This window comes from Pseudomonas sp. WP18 (genome assembly GCF_036689585.1).
Classification (GTDB): Bacteria; Pseudomonadota; Gammaproteobacteria; order Pseudomonadales; family Pseudomonadaceae; genus Aquipseudomonas; species Aquipseudomonas chlororaphis_E.
This window is the reverse complement of the sequence record NZ_CP144758.1, coordinates 1,912,183-1,931,023: the sequence shown is the minus strand read 5'-3', so window position 1 is coordinate 1,931,023 and position 18,841 is coordinate 1,912,183. Positions and strand designations below refer to the sequence as shown.

Genomic DNA, 18,841 nt, shown 5'->3' with positions numbered 1-18,841 from the left:
ATGAACGCAAAAGTCTGGCTGGTGGGTGCAGGTCCTGGCGACCCTGAGTTGCTGACCCTCAAGGCCGTGCGCGCGCTGCGCGAGGCCGACGTGGTGTTGATCGATGATCTGGTCAACGAGGCGGTGCTGGAACATTGTCCCGGTGCCCGCGTCATCGCCGTGGGCAAACGCGGTGGCTGCCGCTCCACCCCTCAGGCGTTCATCCATCGACTGATGCTGCGCTATGCCCGCCAGGGCAAATGCGTGGTGCGCCTCAAGGGCGGCGATCCGTGCATCTTTGGCCGTGGCGGTGAAGAAGCACAGTGGCTGCAGGCGCAAGGTGTCGAAGTGGAGTTGGTCAATGGCATCACGGCGGGCCTGGCCGGGGCCACCCGCTGTGACATCCCGCTGACCCTGCGCGGCGTCGCCCGGGGCGTGACCCTGGTGACCGCCCACACCCAGGATGGCAGTAGCCTGAACTGGCAGGCGCTGGCGCAAAGCGGTACGACCCTGGTGGTGTACATGGGCGTGGCGAAGCTGAGCGAGATCCGCGAGCAGTTGCTGGCCGGTGGCCTGGCGGCAAACACGCCCGTGGCCATGATCGAAAACGCCTCCCTGCCCCACCAGCGTGATTGCCGCAGCGACCTGGCGTCGATGGAAGCCGATGCCAGCGCCTTCCAGCTCAAGAGCCCGGCGATCCTGGTGATCGGTGCGGTGGCCGGTGCTGCCGAACTCACCGCATCACAGCCTGCGTGGGTTCAGGCTTCGGCGCTGTAACAAACAACACCTAGCCTAATGTGGGAGCGAGCTTGCTCGCGATAGCATCGGGTCAGCAGCATCAATACTGGCTGACACACCGCTATCGCGAGCAAGCTCGCTCCCACAGGTTTTGTGTTTAACCAACTGTTTTGCGGCAACGCCCCCCTCATTTTCATAAATCCCAGGCAAAGAAAAGCCCGGCCTAAGCCGGGCTCTTCCAAAGCTGTGGGCTAATTACTTAGCTTGGGCTTCAACCTGCGCTTCTACGCGACGGTTAACAGCACGACCAGCTTCAGTGGCGTTGTCAGCAACTGGGCGGGATTCGCCGTAGCCAACGGACTGAACGCGGGACGATTCAACACCGTACTGGTTGGTCAGAACTTGCTTGACGGCGTTTGCACGACGCTCAGACAGTTTCTGGTTGTAAGCGTCAGGACCGACGGAGTCAGTGTGACCTTCAACAGTAGTGGTGGTGGATGGGTACTGCTTCATGAAGTCAGCCAGGTTCTTGATGTCGCCGTAGCTGTTAGGCTTGACGACCGACTTGTCGAAGTCGAACTTGACGTCCAGCTCAACGCGTACAACTTCAGCAACGGCTGGGCAGCCGTCAGCGTCAACAGTGACGTTGGCAGGGGTGTCTGGGCACTTGTCGACGTTGTCGCACACGCCGTCGTTGTCGCTGTCGGAGCAGACTTCAGCCGGAGCTGGAACTGGAGCAGCAGCAGGCTTGGAGCCGCCACCGAAGTTCACACCGATACCAACGCTTGGCGCCCACTCGGTGTCGCCCTGGTCGATGTTGTATTGAGCTTCAACACCAGCACGGGCGTAGAAGTTCTCGGTGAAGTACAGCTTGGCGCCGCCACCAACGTTGGCGAAGGTAGAACGGTTACGACCGTTGCTGCCATTCTGGTCGATGCTCTGGTCGGAGAAACCGGCCGAGACGTAAGGACGCAGCATGTCGCCTGGGTTGTTGAAGTGGTACAGAGCGTCCAGGGCAGTGTTGGCGCCCTTGACGTTGGTGCCGTCGTCGGTACGTGCGTTGTGCACTTCGTCGTAGGCCAGACGCAGTTCAACGTCGTCGGTCAGGAAGTAACCGATCGAACCGCCGAACAGGTTGCCGTTGTTCTTGAAGTTACGAGCGCTGTCGAATTGTTCTTTCTTGGCGAAGCCTTCGATTTCAACTGCGCCTTGGCCTTGTGCCAGAGCGCCGAACGAAGTGGCAGCAATCAAAGAACCAATGGCAAAGCCCAAGGTGTTTTTCAGTTTCATCCGTTAAATCCCCATCTGGTGATTGTGAAGCAGTCCCGCAAACCGGGGGACAACTCGGCGGCAAGTCTATCAGAACTTGCCTACACGTAAGAGATATTTGCGCCGAACTAAGTTTCAGCAATGCCTGCAAATTTCTCACGCAATTTGTCAAGAGCGCGCTTGTAACGCATTTTTGTCGCGCTCAAACCCATGTGCATTATGTCTGCGATCTCCTGGAACTCCAGCTCTGCGACAAATCGTAGCACCAGAATTTCCCGATCAATCGGGTTTACATGGACCAACCAGCGATCGAGTCCACCCTTCTCCTCGGGTTTGGGCGCCTTTTCCTCAGACGCTTCTTCAAGAGGGTCCAGGCTCAGAGCGTCCATCAAGCGACGCTTTCGCCGTTCCTTACGGTACTGCGTGATGCATTCGTTGTAGGTGATGCTGTAGAGCCAGGTCTTGAACTTCGATTTCCCCTCGAAGTTCTTCAACCCATACAGCACCTTCAACATCACCTCCTGACAGACATCGTCAGCATCGCGATCGTTCCCCAGGTACCGTGCACAAACGTTAAATAATGTCCTCTGGTAGCGGCGCATCAACTCTTCATAGGCGCGCGTTACGTGGAACAGCTCCGTATGCGCGCGGGCAACCAACTCCTCATCGGAGAGATCACGGGGGTCGTAGCGCGTGGACAGCGATTGGGGTTTGTTCAAAACAGGTCGGGCCGACAGTCTAGGTCAATGTGCGCCGCAGCCTGGAATAGCAGGCATTTTGCGGCGGCATACATTAGCAGGGTTTGCCGGGTTAGCGGCTACTCACATGCTGTTCCAGCAGGATCCGATTGGAGAGCGACACCAGTTCGCCCTCGTCGGTCAGCAATGTGGTTTTCACCGTGCCGATCTCTTCGATCTGACCTTCGACCTCGCCAACACGCACCTGTTGCCCAACCTCATACAATTCACGCACATAGATTCCCGCGAGAATCTGACCGGCGATTTCCCGGCTTCCCAACCCCATGGCCAGCGCAACGGCCAGACCAACGGTAATCAAAACGATCACGATCACGTGGTTGAGCAGGTCTGTCTTGACCTCCAACTGGCTGATCGCAACCGAGATACTGATGATGATCACCAGGCCCTGGGCGATTCGCCCAACGCCGGCGGCGTAGTCCAGCCCCACGCCTTCGGCGGCGCCACGCACCAGCCCGTTGGCCAGTTGGGCCAACAGGACACCCACCAGCAGCACCAGCGCGGCGCCGAATACTTTCGGCAAATACAGCGCAAGCATGTCCAGCGTAGCTGAAACTCGTTCAAGTCCAAGGGATTCAGCCGCCGAAACCAGGAAAATGAGCAATACGAACCAATAGACGATCTTGCCGACCAGGGTCGAAATGGGCACCTGGATGCCGCCTCGCGACAGCAACTTGGTCAGGCCGGTGCCGCCCATCAGGCGATCGAGGCCCAGTTTGGCGAGCAGTTTGGAGAGCAGCGTGTCCAGCAATTTGGCCACGACGAAACCGAGCAACAGCACCACCAGGGCGCCGAAGAGGTTCGGGATGAAGTTGGCCACCTTGGTCCACAACGCGGTCATTGCCGTGACGAGGCTCTGGGTCCAGAGATCAAGTTCCATATTCAATCAGCCTTATCAGCGGTGCGAGTAACAGGTTTACGGCGGGAAACCGGCGCGACATGGGCCGACCCGTTGTTCAAGGCGATCATCAGCGCGGGCAGCCAACGGCCCAGCAGGCTGAACAGATCACTGGCGCCGACCTGGCGGTTGGCGGTTTTCAGTACACGTCCCAGGCATGCGTCGTCGTCCCGGCTGGACGGCGAAGCCTTGAGCATGTCGCGCAAAGACTGTTCAAACGGATCGTGCATACGCACCTCTCGTGATGTCTGTGGAAGACGCGATCAGATTTCGTCGGGTCACATGAAGCCTCATCACACCCAGCGCAGACGCCGGAACAGCCACCACTGTCCCAGCGCCACACAGACCATCAGCAAGCACGCGACCAGGAAACCGTAGGGGCTCGCCGAGAACGGGATACCGCCCACATTGATGCCCAACAGGCCGGTCAGGAAACTCATCGGCAGGAAAATCCCGGTGATGATGCCGAAGCGGTACATGGTGCGGTTCATGCGCACCGACAGGCGCCGGTCTTCGGCCTCCAGCACAAGCCCCACGCGCTCGCGAGTCAATTCCAGCTCCTCGAGGTAACGGGTCAGGCTGTTGTTCAATTCGTTCCAGTAATCGCCATCGTCTTCGACGAACCACGGCAGTTTCAGCCGGGTCATCTGGGCGAAAATGTCCCGCTGCGGCGCCAGGAACCGCTTCAACCCGGCCGCCCTTCGACGGATGTGCAAAATGGCGTCGTGCTCGGGGGTGTACCGTTCGTCGGTATCGAGTTTTTCTTCCTCGCCATCGACGATTTCCGAGAGGCAGGTGACCAGGTCCTGCACCTTGTTGGTGAGGTACTGGGCCATATAAAGGATGAGTTCCGACGCGGTCTTCGGCCCCTTGCTTTCGGCCAGTTGCGCCAACAGCTCATCGGTGGCACGCAGCGGTCGCAAACGCAGGGAGATCACACGCTGGGCAGCGGCGAAGATCCGCACCGAGACCATGTCTTCCGGCTCGGCCCCCGGGTTCAGGTTGATCCCCCGCAGGAACAGCAGCAGCTCGGCGTTAGGCAGGGGCAGCAGGCGCGGACGGGTGTTCTCTTCCAGCAGCAGGTCGCAGTTGAATTCGCTCAGGCCGCTGGATTTGCGCAACCAGGTGTGAGTTTGCGGATGACTGCGATCCCAGTGCAGCCACAGGCTTTCGTGGGCCTGCAACTGCAATTCGTCGAGGTCGGTCCGGGCAATGGAACGCGCGCCGCCCTTACCGTCCAACACCAGGGCATGCACCAGCCCCCATTGCGCGTTTTCTTCCTCGAACATCCTCATCCCTTATGGCTGTAGCGCTTCATTCAGGCATTTTCAACGGGCTTGGCGAGACGATCACGCCGTTGTTGTCCGCGTACACATACTCGCCCGGACGGAACGTCACGCCGGCAAAGGTCACCGCTACGTTGAGGTCGCCGATGCCGCGCTTGTCGGTTTTCATCGGATGACTGGCCAGGGCCTGGACGCCGAGGTCGGTCTGGGCGATGACGTCGACGTCGCGGATGCACCCGTAGATCACCAGCCCTTCCCAGCCACTCTTCGCGGCTTTTTCCGCCAGCATGTCACCCAGCAAGGCCCGACGCAGAGAGCCGCCACCGTCCACCACCAGCACCTTGCCGGCGCCCGGTTGCTCGACTTGCTCCTTGACCAGCGAGTTGTCTTCGAAGCACTTGATGGTCACGATTTCGCCGCCGAAGGAATCGCGGCCGCCGAAATTGCTGAACATCGGCTCCAGCACCTGAACCAGGTCCGGGTAGGCATCGCACAGGTCAGGCGTGAGGTAATGGTTCATCGAACAACTCCTGTAAGGCTGGAACGTCAGACTGAATGAGCAACCGTTTGTGACCGAAACTGCTTCAAGCGTCATATCTTAGCCGCAAGCCGACCAGAGCGAAATGCTCTTGTCAGGGCCTTCGCCTCAAACCGCCTCGGCCAGACTGGGTTGTTCTGCCATCAACGGTGCGCAGGGGTTTTCCAGCCAGCGCGCCACCAACGGCCAGACATCCGTGTGCGCGGCCTTGCTGACCAGCATCTCGACATGCCCGAAATCTTCACTGAACCCCTGTGCCCGGCCCAGGCAGACAAACTGCTTGTGCTCGGAGCCGATCTGTTCGAAGAGCTTGCGGCAGGCCCAGGTCGGGTCCTGGTGATCGCCTGCGGCACTCACTGCCAGCACCGGCACCTGGACATCGGCCAAACCGGCCCACCAGTTCTTCTCGGCATCGCCGAAGCGCCCGAACAGGCCATACCAGCGCATGCTTTCCAGGGCCAGGCCGATGGGCTCGTCCTCCGGACCACGCTTGAGCCGTGAGCCGGACAGTTGAGCAAAGCGCTTGAGAATGAAACGCCCGCTCCATTCCACCGGCGGGATCTTCAGCGGCCAGTAGGTGCGGCTGACCTGGGTGCCGAAAAACGCCGCCGACGCCACGGCCGGCTCGCCCAGGTAATGGCCGCCTAGCGCCGCCGCCAGGGTGATGCCGCCCAGGGAGTGGCCGATCCAGTGCGGCACTTGCCCACTTTGCTCGCGCACGAAAGCACCGATGGCGGGCAGGTCGTAGCGGGCGTAATCAGCTACACGGTTGTTGCGGTAATCCTGGTTGCGCTGGGACAGCCCATGGCCGCGCATCTCCGGAATCCAGACATCGAAACCCAGGCGCGTCAGGTACGCCCCCAGGCCGAGACCCTTGGGGGAATACCAGAAGCGGCGGTTGGAGAAGCTGCCGTGCAACAGGATCACGGGAACGCCGCGGGTCTGGCCGGCGTCGGCCATGCCCAGGCGGGTGACGGCCAGTTCGACGCTGTAGTCCGGGCTGTTGCCGGGCTTGAGGCGATAGACGTCTTCGCTCAGATCACCGCGTCGCTCGGCGCTGATCAGGGCGACAGGAAAAAGGTTGCTGCTGCTTTGCATAATGCTCTTGCACAAAAAAAGACAACTGTGGGAGCGAGCTTGCTCGCGATGGCGGTGGATCAGCAAAATAATCTTGGCTGACACTCCGCTATCGCGAGCAAGCTCGCTCCCACAAAGGTTACCCGGCTTACATCACCGGTGAGGCCCCTTCACTCAATCAGACCGCGCCCTGCCCCTCGGCCAGGAAGAACCAGGTTTCCAGCACGGAGTCGGGGTTCAACGAAACGCTTTCGATGCCCTGCTCCATCAGCCACTTGGCCAGGTCCGGGTGGTCCGAAGGGCCCTGGCCGCAGATGCCGATGTACTTGCCAGCCTTGTTGCAGGCGGCGATGGCATTGGCCAGCAGCTTCTTGACCGCCGGGTTCCGCTCGTCGAACAGGTGCGCAATGATCCCCGAGTCGCGGTCCAGGCCCAGGGTCAACTGGGTCAGGTCGTTGGAGCCGATGGAGAAACCGTCGAAGAACTCGAGGAATTCTTCCGCCAGGATGGCGTTGGACGGCAGTTCGCACATCATGATCACGCGCAGGCCGTTGTCGCCACGGGCCAGGCCGTTCTCGGCCAGCAGGTCGACCACCTGGCTCGCTTCACCGAGGGTACGCACGAACGGCACCATGATCTCGACGTTGGTCAGGCCCATCTCGTTGCGCACACGCTTGAGGGCGCGGCACTCGAGCTCGAAGCAATCACGGAACGATTCGCTGATGTAGCGCGAAGCGCCGCGGAAGCCCAGCATCGGGTTTTCTTCTTCCGGTTCGTAGAGCTTGCCGCCGATCAGGTTCGCGTATTCGTTGGACTTGAAGTCCGACAGGCGCACGATGACCTTTTTCGGGTAGAACGCCGCTGCCAGGGTGCTGATGCCTTCTACCAGTTTCTCGACGTAGAAACCGACCGGATCGTCGTAGCCGGCGATGCGCTTGTCGACGCTGTCCTTGATCTCGGGCGGCAGGCCGTCGTAGTTCAGCAGCGCCTTGGGGTGCACGCCGATCATGCGGTTGATGATGAACTCCAGGCGGGCCAGGCCCACGCCGGCGTTCGGCAACTGCGCGAAGTCGAAGGCGCGGTCCGGGTTGCCGACGTTCATCATGATCTTGAACGGCAGCTCCGGCATGGCGTCCACGGAGTTCTTCTTGATGTCGAAGCCCAACTCACCTTCGAAGATGTAGCCGGTATCGCCCTCGGCGCAGGACACGGTCACGCCTTGGCCATCCTTGAGCAGTTGGGTCGCGTTGCCGCAACCGACCACGGCCGGGATCCCCAGCTCACGGGCGATGATCGCCGCGTGGCAGGTGCGCCCGCCGCGGTTGGTGACGATGGCGCTGGCGCGCTTCATCACCGGTTCCCAGTCCGGGTCGGTCATGTCGGACACCAGCACGTCGCCGGCCTGGACCTTGTCCATTTCCGAGACGTCGTTGATGATCCGCACCTTGCCGGCGCCGATGCGCTGGCCGATGGCGCGGCCTTCCACCAGCACGGTGCCGGTTTCCTTGAGCAGGTAGCGCTCCATGACGTTGGCCTGGGTGCGGCTCTTCACGGTTTCCGGACGGGCCTGCACGATGTACAGCTTGCCGTCGTCACCGTCCTTGGCCCATTCGATGTCCATCGGGCACTTGTAGTGCTTCTCGATGATCATCGCCTGCTTGGCCAGCTCGCTGACTTCGGCGTCGGTCAGGCAGAAACGCGCGCGCTCGGCCTTGTCCACGTCGACGGTCTTGACCGAACGACCGGCCTTGGCTTCGTCACCGTAGATCATCTTGATGGCCTTGCTGCCCAGGTTGCGGCGCAGGATGGCCGGGCGGCCGGCAGTCAGCGTGCCTTTGTGGACGTAGAACTCGTCCGGGTTGACCGCGCCTTGTACGACGGTTTCACCCAGGCCGTAGGCGCCGGTGATGAACACCACGTCACGGAAGCCCGACTCGGTGTCGAGGGTGAACATCACGCCGGCGGTGCCGGTTTCGGAACGGACCATGCGCTGCACACCCGCGGACAGGGCGACCAGCTTGTGGTCGAAGCCCTGGTGCACGCGGTAGGAAATGGCACGGTCGTTGAAGAGGGAAGCGAAGACTTCCTTGGCGGCGCGGATGACGTTTTCCACGCCACGGATGTTCAGGAAGGTTTCCTGCTGGCCGGCAAAGGACGCGTCCGGCAGGTCTTCGGCGGTGGCCGAGGAACGTACGGCGACCGCGATGTCGGGATTGCCTTCGGACAGCTTGGCGAAAGCGGTGCGGATCTCGCTGTTCAGTTGCTCGGGGAACTCGGCTTCCATGATCCACTGGCGGATCTGGGCGCCGGTCTTGGCCAGGGCATTGACGTCATCGACGTCCAGGGCATCGAGCGCATCGTGGATCTGCTTGTTCAGGCCGCTCAGTTCCAGGAAATCACGATAAGCCTGAGCGGTCGTGGCGAAGCCACCTGGCACCGATACGCCGGCACCGGCGAGGTTACTGATCATCTCGCCCAGGGATGCGTTCTTGCCCCCCACATGCTCCACATCATGGACGCCGAGCTTATCGAGGGAAACTACGTACTCTACCAAGGTGATCTCTCCACTAACTGTGTTGGAAAAGCTCAAGGCACCGACGGCTCCAGGGGAGCGATTGCCGGCGATATGGCCTGGACCTGGAAAATAAGTGAGAATGCGGGCCACTGGCGGCCGGCAAATCGCGCCTATCATATCCAAGAATCGTCACTAGCTCACTAGGGCCCAAGGCGCAAATGAAACGATCTGCTTTCTTTATCTCCGACGGCACCGGCATCACGGCCGAAACCTTAGGTCAAAGCCTGTTGGCGCAATTCGAAAACATTACCTTCACCAAGCTGACACGTCCGTACATCGACAGCGTCGACAAAGCGCGGGCCATGGTACAGCAAATCAATAAAGCCGCCGAAACCGACGGTTTCCGCCCGATCATCTTCGACACCATCGTCAATCAGGACATCCGTGAGATTCTCGCAACGTCCAATGGTTTCATGATCGACATCTTTTCGACCTTCCTGGCGCCCCTGGAGCAGGAACTGAGCGAACACTCCTCCTACTCGGTCGGCAAGTCCCATTCCATCGGGCACAACTCCAACTACATGGAGCGGATCGAGGCGGTCAACTTCGCGCTGGACAACGATGACGGCGCCCGCACGCATTATTACGACAAGGCCGACCTGATCCTAGTGGGCGTGTCGCGTTGTGGTAAGACGCCGACGTGCCTGTACATGGCGATGCAGTTCGGCATCCGCGCGGCCAACTACCCGCTGACCGAAGAGGACATGGAGCGCCTGCAACTGCCCAGCGCCCTGCGCGCCCACCAGCACAAGCTGTTCGGCCTGACCATCGACCCGGACCGCCTCACCGCGATCCGCAACGAGCGCAAGCCCAACAGCCGCTATTCGAGCTATGCCCAGTGCGAGTTCGAGGTGCGCGAAGTGGAAAATCTGTTCCGGCGGGAAAATATTCCGCATATCAATTCCACGCATTTTTCCGTGGAAGAGATATCGGCGAAGATCCTGGTGGAGAAAGGGGTGGAGCGGCGGTTCAAGTGAGGTAGAGGTCTGGCACCAAAACCTGTGGGAGCGAGCTTGCTCGCGATAGCGGTGTGTCAGCCGCATGAATGTTGCCTGACACTTCCCAATCGCGAGCAAGCTCGCTCCCACATGGGTTCTGGTATGACTGCAGGATTTGTATTCCCCTGCTTTCCTCCTGTGGAAAGCAGCTCCCACAGGTTCTACCTCAATGAACCCCAGCCGCCTGTTCTTCCATTTTCTTGCGCAGGCTCAACGGGCGCATGTCGGTCCAGACTTCTTCGATGTAGGCCAGGCATTCCTTCTTGAAGCCGCTCTTGCCGACGGTACGCCAGCCTTCGGGAACGGCCTTGTAGTCCGGCCAGATCGAATACTGCTCTTCGTGGTTGACCACGACCTGAAAGACGATGTCCTCGCGGTCGAATACTGAAGTCATGGGTGTCTCTCCATCTTTGCTCGAGGTTCACTGCGGCGCATGCGCAGCCAGGGTATGAAAGGAACGTTTGGGGCCGGATGAAAATTAGGCGTCGCTGACGGCCGCGCTCAAGGCGCGCCCGAAAATGTCGGCGATCCGGTCGATGTCGGCCGCGGTGACGATCAGCGGTGGCAGGAATCGCACCACGCCGCCCTGGCGTCCGCCCAGTTCCAGGATCAGCCCGCGCTTGAGGCACTCGCGCTGCACCCGTGGCGCCAGGCGGCCATCCACCGGCGGATGGCCCTGGGCGTCCGGCGTGCCGTGGGGGTCAACCAGCTCGACGCCAAGCATCAAGCCACGACCGCGGATATCACCCAATTGCGCAAAGTCGCGCTGCAGAATGCGCAGGTGCTCGCTCAGGCGCTCACCCATGGCGGTCGCGTGGGCCGGCAGGTCATGCTCCACCAGATAGCGCATGACCGCCGAGCCGGCGGCCATCGCCATTTGGTTACCCCGGAACGTCCCGGCGTGGGCGCCCGGCAACCAGGTGTCGAGCCAGTCGCGGTAGACCACCACCGCCAGCGGCAGGCTGCCGCCGATGGCCTTGGACAGTACCACCACGTCCGGGATGATCCCGGCATGCTCGAACGCGAACATCTTGCCGGTCCGACCGAAGCCGCTCTGGATTTCATCGACGATCAGCGCCACGCCGGCCTGCTCGGTGATCCGCCGCAAGCCGCGCAGCCAGTCGAGGTCGGCCGGTATGACCCCGCCCTCGCCTTGCACCACTTCGACGATCACCGCCGCCGGCAATTGCACCCCGGCCTCGGGGTCGTTCAACAGGTTGTGCAAGTAATGCAGGTTGGCCTTCACGCCTTGCGCGCCGCCCAGCCCGAACGGGCAACGGTAATCGTAGGGGAACGGCATGAACTGCACGCCATTGCTGAGCAAGGCACCCAGGGGTCGCTTCGGCCCCAGGCTGCCCATCAGGCTCAGCGCGCCCTGGCTCATGCCGTGGTAACCGCCCTGGAACGACAGCACGGTGCTGCGTCCGGTGGCGGTGCGCACCAGTTTGAGGGCGGCCTCCACCGCGTCGGTGCCGGTGGGGCCGCAGAACTGGATCTTCGCCTCGGCCGCCAGCGCCGCCGGCAGCAGGCCGAACAGGTCCTGGACGAAGCGATCCTTGACCGGTGTGGTCAGGTCCAGGGTGTGCAGGGGCAATTCATCCGCCAGCACCTGCTGGATCGCCTCGATCACCACCGGGTGGTTGTGCCCCAGCGCCAGCGTGCCGGCGCCGGCCAGGCAATCGATGAACGTACGCCCCTCGACGTCTTCGACATGCAAGCCGCGGGCACGCTTGAGGGCCAGAGGCAGGCGCCGGGGATAGCTGCGGGCATTGGACTCCTGGCGGTTCTGGCGGGCCAGCAGCGGCGACTCATTGAATTGATAGAGTGTCTCGGCCGGCTCCGGGCTGAGCCGGGCCGGTGGTGCTTCGATAAGGCTGTTGGCGACTGGCATCTCTCGACCTCGCTGTGCACACATGTGCAGGTTTCCTGATGTGGAAACGCACCAGCGAGGCCGGGATTTAGCCTGTGGAGAAAAAGCTCGTCCCAGGTATGGGGGTCAGCCCGGCAACGACTGCACCGGCACCGTCAACTCGACTCGCAACCCGTCCGTCCGGCTGTCGAAATGCAGGCCGCAGCCGCAACGCTGGACGATGGCCTGGACAATCGCCAGGCCCAACCCGCAGCCCGTGCTCTGGCCGTTGCGCCAGAAACGTTGGGTCAGGTGCTGGATGTCGTCGGCGGCGATGCCCGGCCCATGGTCGCGCACCTGGAAGCGAACCCGCTGGCCGACCATTTCCAGGTTCAACTGCACTTCGGTATCGCCGGGGGTGTGGCGCAAGGCGTTATCCAGCAGGTTGCGCACGGCGGCGATGGAGAGCACCGCCGGCATCTGCACCGGCGCTTCGGACAACCCTGGGGCCAGTTGCAGCTTGATCCGCCGGGAATCATGGCTGGCCGCGTCCTGGATCGCCAACCGCGCGACCTGCTCGGCATTGCACTGCACGCCATCGTCGAACGACAGGCTACCCTCCACCCGCGCCAACAGCAGCAACTGCTCCAGGGTTCGATGCAGGCGGTCGGCGCCCTCCTCAGCCCGGGCCAGAGACTGGTCGCGGGCGGCGCCTTCGGTCATGCGCGCGACCTGCAGGTGGGTCTTGATGGCCGTCAACGGGCTGCGCAGTTCGTGGGCGGCATCGCCGGTCAGCCGCCGCTCGCGCTCGAGGGTCTTGCCAATGCGCTGGAACAATTGATTCTGGGTCTCCAGCAGCGGCCGCAGTTCGCTGGGCAGCGGATGGATCTGCAGCGGCTCCAGGGAATCGGCGTTGCGCCGCATCAGCGCGTCGCGCATGCGATTGAGCGGCGCCAGGCCCTGGCCGATGCCCAGCCACAACAGGCACAGGCAGCCGAGCAGCGCCACGCCCACCGGCACCGAGGCCGCCAGGAGGATCGACATGTTCAGGGCCTCGCGCTCGATCTGGCGGTCGGCGGTGGTGATACGCACGTCACCTCGGGCCAGGGTGAAGCTGCGCCAGGGCGCGCCGTCGATCATCTGGTCATGGAAACCCATTTTCTCCGCTTCCAGGGCCTGCTCCGGGGTGCCATGGCTGCGCGCCAGGATTTCCCCCCGCAAGGAACTGACCTGGCAGGCCATGCCCCCGGGGATGCTCAACTGCTCGGCGCTGAAGTGCGTGCCGTCGCCCTTGCTGGGCAACGGTGGCAACTGCTCCAGCAGGCCGGCGACCATCCGCGCCGACGCCACCAGGCGCTGGTCGAGGGAAAACATCATCTGGTTGCGCAGGTCGCTGAGCATCCACGCCGCCGCCAGGGCCCAGATCAGGGCGAAGGCCGCGCCGAGGGTCAGGCTCAGGCGCAATCGCAGGCTCATCACTTGGAAGACTCCCCGCCATCGGCAGGCCCCAGGCGATAACCCAACCCGCGCACGGTCTCGACGATCCCGTTGCCCAGCTTGCGCCGCAGGTGATGGATATGGACATTGAGGGCGTTGCTCTCCAGTTCGTCGTTGAAACCGTAGACGCTGTCCTTGAGTTGCTCGGTGGACAACACCCGGCCGCGACTGTGCAGCAGGGCCTGCAACAACGACTGCTCGCGCCGGGACAAGTCCACCGGCTGGCCGTCCAGCAAGGTTTCCCGGCTGCTGGGATCGTACGTCAACCGGCCGTGTTCGATCAGGTTGACGCTGCGCCCCGCCACGCGCCGCAACAGGGTGTGCAGGCGCGCCGCGAGTTCGCGCAGGTCGAAAGGCTTGAGCAGGTAGTCATCGGCGCCGGCCTGCAAGCCATCGACCCGATCGGTCACCGAGTCCCGCGCGGTGAGGATCAACACCGGGATCTCCAGGCCTTGCTGGCGCAGTTGCTTGAGCAGCTTCAGGCCGTCCTCGTCGGGCAGCCCCAGGTCCAGCACCATGACGTCGAACTCGGCCACGCCGACCATCGCCCGCGCCGCCGACGCCGTGGCAACATGCTCGACGGTCAGGCCCTGGGCCGTAAGGCCGGCGACGATGCCGCTGGCGATCAACTCATCGTCTTCGCAGACCAGTACGTGCATGGTAAGCCCCGTGGAAAAAGGTACATTAGGCCGCCGGCCGATTAAGCCGACATTATGCGACGAGTCCGCCCGATTTGGGCGATCATTGCGGCCGAGGCCCGGTTGCCGCCGGGTTAATCGACGGTTAATCGCCGGCCGCCATTGTGCATTCCACTTGCTTCGTTCTAAGGCTTTATCCATGCGTCGATTGTTTTTGTTGTGGCTGTTGCTGATTTCGGGCCTGGCCCAGGCCGCCAATCCCTTCGAGACCAAACCCGATTTCCTGCCGGTGGAAAAGGCCTTCGTGTTCACCTCCGAACGCCTGGACTCCGGCGAAACGCAGCTGTTCTGGCAGATCGCCGATGGCTACTACCTGTACCAGCAACGGCTCAAGTTCGACGGCCTGGCCGAGGCGCAGAAACCCAGGCTGCCGGAGGGTGAAGCCCACAGCGACGAGTTCTTCGGCGACCAGCAGGTCTATCGCCAGGCCTTGGAACTGAAGATCCCGGCCGGCGCCACCGGCAAGATCAAGGTCGGCTTCCAGGGCTGCGCCGACGCGGGCCTGTGTTACCCACCCCAGACGCAAATCGTCGATCTGGGCGGCGCCGCACCTGTGGCCGCCGGCAACCAGGCGCCGGACCAGGCCCTGGCCAGCGGCCTGCAACAACGGGCATTGGGCTGGAGCCTGCTGGTGTTCTTCGGCCTGGGACTGTTGCTGGCGTTCACCCCGTGCTCCCTGCCCATGCTACCTATTCTGGCGGGCCTGGTGGTGGGCAGCGGCGCCGGCCCGCGGCGCGGCCTGGCGCTGGCCGGCAGCTACGTGATCAGCATGGCCCTGGTGTACGCCGCCATGGGCGTATTGGCCGCGTTGCTGGGCGCCAACCTCCAGGCGTTGCTGCAGCAGCCGTGGCTGCTGGGCACGTTCGCGGCGATCTTCGTGCTGCTGGCGCTGCCGATGTTCGGTTTCTTCGAGTTGCAGTTGCCGGCCGCCCTGCGCGACCGCCTGGAAAACGCCGGGCGCCAGCGCCGCGGTGGCAGCCTGGTGGGCGCCGGCATCCTCGGCGCACTGTCCGGTCTGTTGGTGGGGCCGTGCATGACCGCCCCGCTGGCCGGCGCGCTGTTGTACATCGCCCAGGGCGGCAATGCGCTGCACGGTGGGCTGATCCTGTTTGCCATGGGCCTGGGCATTGGCCTGCCGCTGTTGCTGCTGGTGACCGTGGGCAATCGCTTCCTGCCCAAGCCCGGCGCCTGGATGAACCTGCTCAAGGGCTTGTTCGGCTTCCTGTTCCTGGGCACGGCCCTGTTGATGATTCGCCCGGTGATCGATGGCTCGCTGTGGATCGGGCTGTGGGGCGCGCTGTTGTTGATCGCCGCGTACAGTGCCTGGCGCCAGACCGAAGGTTTTGGCCGCGCCGCCTATGCCTGCGGCAGCGCCTCGTTGCTGTTCGGCCTGTGGGGCAGCGTCCTGGTGGTCGGTGCGGCGGGCGGCAGCGATGACTTCTTCCAGCCGCTCAAGGTCTACACCGCCACCGCGCCGGGCGGCTCGGTCGCCAAGGCCCATGACGCCTTCGTCACGCTCAGTGAGCCGGCCGCCCTGCAACAGCAATTGGACGAGGCCAAGGCCCAGGGCCAATGGGTGCTGCTGGACTACTACGCCGACTGGTGCGTGTCCTGCAAGATCATGGAAAAACAGGTGTTCGGCCGCGCCGACGTGCAGGACGCCTTGAACGGCGTGCGCCTGCTGCGCCTGGACGTCACCACTGACAACGCCGCCAGCCGCGCGTTGCTGGGCCGCTACCAGGTGCCCGGGCCGCCGAGCCTGTTGTGGATCGGCGCCGACGGTGAAGAACGCCGCAGCCAGCGGATCACCGGGGAAGTCGATGCCAAGGCCTTCCTGGAACGCTGGAACGTCACCCGGGATGCCCGCTGATGCTCACGCTCACCCTCGGCACTTTTGCCATCGCCCTTAACCACCTGCTGCTGATCAGCGCCTTGGCGCTGGCGACCTTCGTGGGCTGGCGGGTCGCCAAGCGCGGTGGCGAGAACCCCGAGTCGGTGCTGTTCGTGCTGTTTTTGCTCGGCCTGCTGGCCGCGCGGGTCGGTTTTGTCGTCGCCTACTGGAACCATTACCAGGACGATGCCTGGCAAATCGTCGACCTGCGCGACGGCGGTTTCCTGGCCTGGCCGGGGGTCGTCGCGGTGTTGATCGGCGCATTGCTGTGGGCGCGGCGGCGCCCGGCCCTGCGCCGGCCGTTGGGTTTCGGCGTCGGCAGTGGCTTGCTGTTCTGGCTGGTGGCGTCCCTGTCGCTGACGATCTACGAACGGGGCACGCGGCTGCCGGACATCGACCTGCGCAGCGCCGACGGGCAGACCGTCAAGCTCGGCGACTATCAGGGCGGCCCTCTGGTGATCAACCTCTGGGCCACCTGGTGCCCGCCCTGCCGGCGTGAAATGCCGGTACTGGAAGAAGCCCAACAGCGGCGTCCGGACCTGACGTTCCTGTTCGTCAACCAGGCCGAAAGCATGCAGAGCGTGAGCACCTACCTCGCCACCCAGGGCTTGAGCCTGGACAACGTGCTGTTCGACGGCAGCGGTCGCCTCGGCCAGGCCGTGGGCTCCATGGCCCTGCCGACGACGCTGTTCTACAGCGCCGACGGTCGCCTGCTGGGCAGCCACCTGGGCGAGCTGTCGGAAGCGAGCCTGGCCCGCGCCCTGGAAAACTTTGAAGCGCCGGGTTCGCCCGTGCCGCCCCACCCTGTCACAAGGAAATCGCCATGCCCCGCCTCCGCCACCTGCTGATCCTGGGCTTTTCGGCCGCGTTGCTGCAAGCGCCACTGCTGCAGGCCGAAGAGCTGCCCGCGGCGATCAAGAAGATCGAAGCCAAGGGCGCGAAGATCATCGGCACCTTCGACGCCCCGGACGGTTTGCGCGGTTACGCGGCGCAATACCAGAACCGAGGCATGGCGCTGTACCTGACGCCGGACGGCCAGCATGTGCTGCTGGGCAACCTGTACGATGCCGACGGCAAGGACCTGAGCGTGGAACCGCTGCAAAAACTGGTGTATGCGCCGATGGCCAAGGCCATGTGGGCGAAGATGGCCGCCAGCCATTGGATCGCCGACGGTAACCCGGACGCGCCGCGCACGGTGTACCTGTTCAGCGACCCGAACTGCCCGTACTGCAACATGTTCTGGGAGCAGGCGCGGCCCTGGGTCAAGGCCGGCAAGGTGCAACTGCGCCACATCATGGTGGGGATCATCCGCGAGGACAGCCCAGGCAAAGCCGCGGCACTGCTGGCGGCCAAGGCCCCGGAGAAAGCCCTGGAGACCCACGAGAAGGCCGGCAAGGGCAGCGCCCTCAAGCCCCTCAAGGACATCCCGCCGGCCATCCAGGCGAAAATGGACGCCAACCAGCAGTTGATGGACGAACTGGAACTGACCGCGACCCCAGCGATTTTCTACCTCGACGACAAAGGCGAACTGCAACAACAGCAAGGCGCGCCTTCGCCGGACAAACTGGTGAAGATCCTCGGGCCGAAGTGATGTCGGCTGGGCGGGCTTGCTCGCGATAGCGGTCTGTCTGTGCCGGTGATGCTGGCCGGGCGGGCCCCTTCGCGGGCAAGCCCGCTCCCACAGGGATCTTTGTCAGGCGCAGATTATGTGAACATCCCCCATTAATGGTGGGAGCGAGCTTGCTCGCGATAGCGGTCTGTCTGTGCCGGTGATACTGGCCGGACGGGCCCCTTCGCGGGCGAGCCCGCTCCCACAGGGATATTTGCCAGGCGCAGATTGTTTGAACATCCCCCATTAATTGTGGGAGCGGGCTTGCTCGCGAAGGCCAAGGTCAGCGGCGCAGGAACTCCAGCAATACCTGCGTCACGAACTCCGGGTTTTCCAGGTTGGAGATGTGCCCCGCTTCCGGGATCAGCACGTGAGGGCAGCCGATCCGCTCGGCCATCTCCAGCGCTTCGGACGGCGGGCGCGGCTTGTCCTGGTCGCCGCACATCACCAACGTGCGCCCGGCGTCCAGTTCAGTCAGGCGCGGGAGGATGTCGTCCCGGCCAAAAATGATCCGGCCCAGCGGCACGATGCTGTCGCGCAGGCGCTCGGTCGGCAGCGCCGCCAGGGTCGCACGAAACTGCTGGTACAAGGAGGACTGCGGATCGATGCCTGGACGGAAGAAAATTGGCACGACGATGTCCAGCAGCGGTTCGGGAATGCTGCCGCTGGCTTCGATCTTGTCGAACAGCGAGAAGTAGTACTGGCGGGTCGGCTCCGGCTCGACGCCCACGTAGGTGTCCATCAGCACCAGGGACTTGACCCGCGTCGGCGCCGCAAGCGCCAGCCGCGCGCCCCACATCCCGCCCACCGACAGCCCCACCAGGTCGAAGCCGTCGACCTGCAAGTGATCCATCAAGGCCAATGCCTGGCGAGCCAGGTCGTCCAGCGAGGTCATGCCTTCGGGCAATTGCCCGGATTGGCCGTGGCCCCACAGGTCCAGGGCGATGACCCGGTAATGCCGGGACAACGCCTCGATCTGCGGCGCCCACATGGTGTGGTCCCACAAATAGCTGCTGCCCAGCAGCACCACCGGGCCATGGCCCTGATCCAGGTAATGAAGCGGTTGTCCGTCAACGGTCGCAAAAGGCATCGGTGACCTCCTTGTGTGAATGAAAAAGGCCTGGAGAGACTGGGCCGTGCAAGGCGAGGCGTCAACCTCGGGTTGCGGCGCATCACGCACGACC

At 63.2% G+C, this 18,841-nt stretch carries 18 protein-coding genes; 5 read left to right on the top strand and 13 right to left on the bottom strand.

The annotated features are described in order from the left end of the window. Positions 1–756, top strand: a complete 756-nt coding sequence (gene cobA, locus V5F23_RS08510; RefSeq protein WP_042729585.1) for a uroporphyrinogen-III C-methyltransferase — start codon at positions 1–3, stop codon at positions 754–756. A gap of 216 nt (positions 757–972) precedes the next feature. Here cobA and V5F23_RS08505 read toward each other — a convergent pair whose 3' ends face one another. The 8 genes from V5F23_RS08505 to ppsA all read right to left on the bottom strand — a co-directional run bounded on the left by V5F23_RS08505 (position 973) and on the right by ppsA (position 9,094). Next, positions 973–2,007, bottom strand: coding sequence for an OmpA family protein (locus V5F23_RS08505; RefSeq protein WP_042729584.1), 1,035 nt, complete (start codon positions 2,005–2,007; stop codon positions 973–975). Between the two features lie 107 nt (positions 2,008–2,114). After that, positions 2,115–2,705, bottom strand: coding sequence for an RNA polymerase sigma factor SigX (gene sigX / locus V5F23_RS08500; protein ID WP_042729583.1), 591 nt, complete (start codon positions 2,703–2,705; stop codon positions 2,115–2,117). Between the two features lie 91 nt (positions 2,706–2,796). After that, the gene (locus V5F23_RS08495; protein ID WP_003183617.1) at positions 2,797–3,621 is read right to left on the bottom strand and encodes a mechanosensitive ion channel domain-containing protein; all 825 of its coding nucleotides are present in this window, start codon (positions 3,619–3,621) and stop codon (positions 2,797–2,799) included. Between the two features lie 2 nt (positions 3,622–3,623). After that, a complete protein-coding gene (locus V5F23_RS08490; RefSeq protein ID WP_047737446.1) occupies positions 3,624–3,869 on the bottom strand; it encodes a hypothetical protein in 246 nt (81 codons plus the stop codon). A 63-nt stretch (positions 3,870–3,932) separates the two neighbouring features. Next, positions 3,933–4,928 (bottom strand): zinc transporter ZntB, encoded by a 996-nt coding sequence (locus tag V5F23_RS08485; protein ID WP_042732264.1) that lies wholly within the window; start codon positions 4,926–4,928, stop codon positions 3,933–3,935. Between the two features lie 25 nt (positions 4,929–4,953). Further along, positions 4,954–5,445: a ribonuclease E activity regulator RraA gene (gene rraA, locus V5F23_RS08480; RefSeq protein ID WP_042732263.1), complete on the bottom strand. Its 492-nt coding sequence runs from the start codon at positions 5,443–5,445 to the stop codon at positions 4,954–4,956. A 126-nt stretch (positions 5,446–5,571) separates the two neighbouring features. Beyond that, entirely contained in the window at positions 5,572–6,561 is a 990-nt protein-coding gene (locus V5F23_RS08475) for an alpha/beta fold hydrolase (protein WP_042732262.1), read from the bottom strand. Positions 6,562–6,718: 157 nt separating this feature from the next. Further along, positions 6,719–9,094, bottom strand: a complete 2,376-nt coding sequence (gene ppsA / locus V5F23_RS08470; RefSeq protein ID WP_042732261.1) for a phosphoenolpyruvate synthase — start codon at positions 9,092–9,094, stop codon at positions 6,719–6,721. A 179-nt stretch (positions 9,095–9,273) separates the two neighbouring features. Between ppsA and V5F23_RS08465 the strand changes: the two genes are divergently transcribed. Next, positions 9,274–10,092, top strand: a complete 819-nt coding sequence (locus V5F23_RS08465; protein ID WP_042732259.1) for a pyruvate, water dikinase regulatory protein — start codon at positions 9,274–9,276, stop codon at positions 10,090–10,092. Between the two features lie 187 nt (positions 10,093–10,279). On the opposite strand, the gene V5F23_RS08460 is transcribed toward V5F23_RS08465, so the two are convergent. The 4 genes from V5F23_RS08460 to V5F23_RS08445 form a co-directional block, all read right to left on the bottom strand. Continuing rightward, positions 10,280–10,507, bottom strand: coding sequence for an MbtH family protein (locus V5F23_RS08460; RefSeq protein WP_338498009.1), 228 nt, complete (start codon positions 10,505–10,507; stop codon positions 10,280–10,282). Between the two features lie 84 nt (positions 10,508–10,591). Beyond that, positions 10,592–12,004 carry an aspartate aminotransferase family protein gene (locus tag V5F23_RS08455; RefSeq protein WP_042731912.1) on the bottom strand — a complete coding sequence of 471 codons (1,413 nt, stop codon included), beginning with the start codon at positions 12,002–12,004 and terminating at the stop codon, positions 10,592–10,594. A gap of 105 nt (positions 12,005–12,109) precedes the next feature. Next, positions 12,110–13,441, bottom strand: a complete 1,332-nt coding sequence (locus tag V5F23_RS08450; RefSeq protein ID WP_042731911.1) for a sensor histidine kinase — start codon at positions 13,439–13,441, stop codon at positions 12,110–12,112. Further along, entirely contained in the window at positions 13,438–14,118 is a 681-nt protein-coding gene (locus V5F23_RS08445) for a response regulator (protein ID WP_042731910.1), read from the bottom strand. The genes V5F23_RS08450 and V5F23_RS08445 overlap by 4 nt, the downstream gene beginning before the upstream one ends. A 178-nt stretch (positions 14,119–14,296) precedes the next feature. On the opposite strand from V5F23_RS08445, the gene dsbD reads away from it, so the two are divergent. From dsbD to dsbG, 3 genes are read left to right on the top strand one after another with little or no spacing between them, the layout of a single operon-like run. Then, positions 14,297–16,027: a protein-disulfide reductase DsbD gene (gene dsbD / locus V5F23_RS08440; protein WP_338498006.1), complete on the top strand. Its 1,731-nt coding sequence runs from the start codon at positions 14,297–14,299 to the stop codon at positions 16,025–16,027. Then, a complete protein-coding gene (locus tag V5F23_RS08435; protein ID WP_338498004.1) occupies positions 16,027–16,896 on the top strand; it encodes a TlpA disulfide reductase family protein in 870 nt (289 codons plus the stop codon). The genes dsbD and V5F23_RS08435 overlap by 1 nt, the downstream gene beginning before the upstream one ends. Then, entirely contained in the window at positions 16,872–17,639 is a 768-nt protein-coding gene (gene dsbG / locus V5F23_RS08430) for a thiol:disulfide interchange protein DsbG (RefSeq protein ID WP_338498001.1), read from the top strand. Before V5F23_RS08435 ends, dsbG begins: the two co-directional genes overlap by 25 nt. Before the next feature lie 301 nt (positions 17,640–17,940). Here the strand turns inward: dsbG and V5F23_RS08425 are convergent, their stop codons facing one another. Beyond that, entirely contained in the window at positions 17,941–18,747 is an 807-nt protein-coding gene (locus V5F23_RS08425; RefSeq protein WP_053146669.1) for an alpha/beta fold hydrolase, read from the bottom strand. Positions 18,748–18,841 lie beyond the last annotated feature (94 nt).

Coding starts and splice junctions, on each gene's coding strand:
- cobA (WP_042729585.1), top strand. CDS start 1: ATGAACGCAAAAGTCTGGCTGGTGGGTGCAGGTCCTGGCGACCCTGAG.
- V5F23_RS08505 (WP_042729584.1), bottom strand. CDS start 2,007: ATGAAACTGAAAAACACCTTGGGCTTTGCCATTGGTTCTTTGATTGCT.
- V5F23_RS08495 (WP_003183617.1), bottom strand. CDS start 3,621: ATGGAACTTGATCTCTGGACCCAGAGCCTCGTCACGGCAATGACCGCG.
- V5F23_RS08490 (WP_047737446.1), bottom strand. CDS start 3,869: ATGCACGATCCGTTTGAACAGTCTTTGCGCGACATGCTCAAGGCTTCG.
- V5F23_RS08485 (WP_042732264.1), bottom strand. CDS start 4,928: ATGTTCGAGGAAGAAAACGCGCAATGGGGGCTGGTGCATGCCCTGGTG.
- rraA (WP_042732263.1), bottom strand. CDS start 5,445: ATGAACCATTACCTCACGCCTGACCTGTGCGATGCCTACCCGGACCTG.
- V5F23_RS08475 (WP_042732262.1), bottom strand. CDS start 6,561: ATGCAAAGCAGCAGCAACCTTTTTCCTGTCGCCCTGATCAGCGCCGAG.
- V5F23_RS08465 (WP_042732259.1), top strand. CDS start 9,274: ATGAAACGATCTGCTTTCTTTATCTCCGACGGCACCGGCATCACGGCC.
- V5F23_RS08460 (WP_338498009.1), bottom strand. CDS start 10,507: ATGACTTCAGTATTCGACCGCGAGGACATCGTCTTTCAGGTCGTGGTC.
- V5F23_RS08455 (WP_042731912.1), bottom strand. CDS start 12,004: ATGCCAGTCGCCAACAGCCTTATCGAAGCACCACCGGCCCGGCTCAGC.
- V5F23_RS08445 (WP_042731910.1), bottom strand. CDS start 14,118: ATGCACGTACTGGTCTGCGAAGACGATGAGTTGATCGCCAGCGGCATC.
- dsbD (WP_338498006.1), top strand. CDS start 14,297: ATGCGTCGATTGTTTTTGTTGTGGCTGTTGCTGATTTCGGGCCTGGCC.
- V5F23_RS08435 (WP_338498004.1), top strand. CDS start 16,027: ATGCTCACGCTCACCCTCGGCACTTTTGCCATCGCCCTTAACCACCTG.
- dsbG (WP_338498001.1), top strand. CDS start 16,872: ATGCCCCGCCTCCGCCACCTGCTGATCCTGGGCTTTTCGGCCGCGTTG.
- V5F23_RS08425 (WP_053146669.1), bottom strand. CDS start 18,747: ATGCCTTTTGCGACCGTTGACGGACAACCGCTTCATTACCTGGATCAG.